This is a genomic window from Psychrobacter sp. FME5 (assembly GCF_014861375.1).
GTDB lineage: Bacteria > Pseudomonadota > Gammaproteobacteria > Pseudomonadales > Moraxellaceae > Psychrobacter.
This window is the reverse complement of record NZ_RRYX01000184.1, coordinates 1-2,797: the sequence shown is the minus strand read 5'-3', so window position 1 is coordinate 2,797 and position 2,797 is coordinate 1. Positions and strand designations below refer to the sequence as shown.

2 protein-coding genes are annotated in these 2,797 nt (G+C 41.0%); both read right to left on the bottom strand.

Annotation, left to right across the window (positions count from 1 at the left end; translation table 11 throughout):
- Positions 1-900, bottom strand: a 900-nt coding sequence (gene repM, locus EI161_RS13880; protein WP_192529857.1) for a replication initiation protein RepM, incomplete at its 3' end; no start/stop codon positions are given.
- Positions 901-1,270: 370 nt separating this feature from the next.
- The coding region (locus tag EI161_RS13875) for a MobA/MobL family protein (RefSeq protein ID WP_192529856.1) at positions 1,271-2,797 on the bottom strand (1,527 nt) is incomplete at its 5' end.

The window sequence follows — 2,797 nt, the reverse complement described above, 5'->3', positions numbered from 1 at the left end:
ATTAACCATCTCAAACTCCCACCCTTGTTGTGACTGTCCAGCTGGGCTAGTCGGGCTTACTAGATGATTATATTCCGCCATAAACGCAGGATTTCGAACAATACGCCCTAGCTGCTTATCGTTTAGATCTCCAATCGTGAACATATCTGCTGTATTCCCGTCTCTAACAGCTTCTTGCTTTATATTTTTCGGTTGCGCTTTAGTCAATACCTTAAATTTAAAGCCTACTATAGCTACACCCTTTTTAACCTGTTCATAGCTGACTTTTAGGTCTGATTTTTCATTTATTTCATTCACAGCAAGGTCTAGGACGCGCTTTTTAAAGTCACTCATTGCCTTGTACTCAGTATCCTCAACACCTAACTGTCCCCTGAAAGTATTTAGGTCAAAGCTTGCCTTTTTCGCTTGCTTCCATTGGTTGAGTAGTTCGTATAATCTCACAGAGTAGACGCTTTTCATTGGTGCTACCTGCTCAAGCGCAAATCTTGTGAATAGAGTTTTAGCTTCTATAGCATCAATACGTGTAATCTCTTTGACTACAGCAGGTGTAAGCATTATTTCAATGATCGCCTCATCATCTAAATACTTTGCCTGACTTACCCAATGAGACTTAACTGGCTTACCATCTCGCTCATCAAGAAATGTAAAATAACGCTTAAATAAAGAGGTTTCAGCCTCAATAAGAACTTCATACGCCGTTTGTCTTGTAACACCAAACGCCTCGGCATAACGGCTTGCATGGATAGGTAAGGGGGTTAAAGTATCTATGCCTGCACCTGTTTCTCTTGCATCTATAATCGCTAACTGCATAAGTCGAATTTCAGCAAGTGATAATTTTTGTAGAGCTGTATTTAACCTGTGAGTTTTAACAACCTCATTTTTTAACTTTTTGTCGCTCATATTTGTGAACTCCTTTAAATAAAAGACTTTACTTTATCATGTCTTTAAAGGGACGTAAACAAAACAAGTCGTTAATTGACAGGTAAACGTCCGTTAATTGACAGGTAAACGTCCGTTAATTGACAGGTAAACGTCCGTTAATTGACAGGTAAACGTCCGTTAAGCTCCTACACAGACCAGTAGTAGCAAGGCTTTGAGACAACTTAAAAGCTTTTAAAAGCATTAAAAACATTAAAAACCTTTTTGGTTGTTGATAACTAAGAAATAAAAAAAAGAAAAATCGACTAGAAGATGACTTGTTTTTACGTTCAAAATCTAATAATTTTCTAACCTATCGTATGACGCACTGAAAACAAGAAAAAAAGAATTACTACGGTCGTCTATATCGTCTAGGTGCTATAGAAACGCTCAAATCTGCCGTATTTGACGTTTTAGACTCATTATCTACATAATCCCTAGTTGATTTGTTTAAATCGCTCTCAGCCTCAAATTTGGACGTTTTAGAGTGGTTTTGCTCCTCTCTCTCAGGGTCATTGATCAATTTAACGATATGTTTATGAGTTTGAGCATTATCTGCATCACTGAAAAACGTTGTAGTAACTCTAATATCCTCTCTGAAATCCCCTGTTACTAGGCTGTTTTCATTAGCGAATTGCTCTAAAATATCTTTTTGTCTATCCGTATAAGATGATGACTCATTTCTACGACTGGAGAACAGTAGAGCTGTTTTCATGGTTAGTCTGTCAACCTCACCAATAACTCCGTTAATTCTTGGTTTTCTGTATCGAGCATTTCTATCCGCTCGTTCTGACGCTCTATCAAAAATGATTGTTCGTTCGCGAAGTTCTGTAGCTCGCTGTTTTCGGTTATCAGCGCTTGTTTTGAGCTGCTGCTCATAGGGGTTTGGGCGTTGGCGTTCTGCTCTTCTTCTAACGCCCTGTCCAATGCGGCTATTAACGTGCTTTTCTTGCTGAGTTTCTTGCTCAATTTGTCGTTGAATGTATGCATCTCCAGTACTGATTGCATCAATCCATCGTTGGCTGCGCGCAATTTGTTGTTGGCTGCTAGTAATTCCGCTATTTGCTGTCTGCTCAAGTTGGTTGTGGTTGTATCTGTTGACTGACTCATTATATTTTCCTATTTCTGTTTGAACGCCCATGCGCTCTGCGATACTGGCATTTTTTCCTAAATGTTTGGTAGGTTTGAATGTGAGCCCTAGATCCTTGTAACTCTTATGGGTAACTGGCTGAATCCCTTTCTGTTCCAGTCGTTCATTAAGAATATCTGCCCATTGTTTACGGGTGTTTTTGAGCCATTCACTGTTTGAACATAATCCGCGCCCCTGCTGGATTTTTTTGCCTGTCTCAGGATCAATTGTGCCAACGAGTTTTTTTGGGACGACAGGGCGCGTACGTTCATCGTTAGACAGCTCGCTGTCTGATTTTTCGCCTAGCGATAACAAGCTATCGCTTGATACGTCTAGCTTTCGGGTCAGTAGCAGTATGTGGGCGTGAATGTTTCGCGGATCAGGCGCAGCCATACTTTTGCCCTCTGCTGCTGCTTTGGTGGTGGCCATGTCATCACCTGCGGTGGGATCATGAACAAAAACCATGCTGAGAACGCCTTGTTCCTCACTCTGCTGCTGAGCAAATTGCTCAAACAGTTCGATATTCTCGGCGCGTGTTAGTTCAGGCACTCCGCACAATACCCATTCACGAGCAAGACGCGCGCTACTTTTCATTTTGCCGCGCTTGGTAGTTTCTCCAATCTCGACTAAATCAGCGATGCGCTGAAAATCCAACTCAATGTCGGACTCGTCCAATTGCTCACTCAGATTTTTAGGAAGTAGTATTTCACTGTGAACTACATCGGTTTTTTTGGTGTAATCGTAAGATCG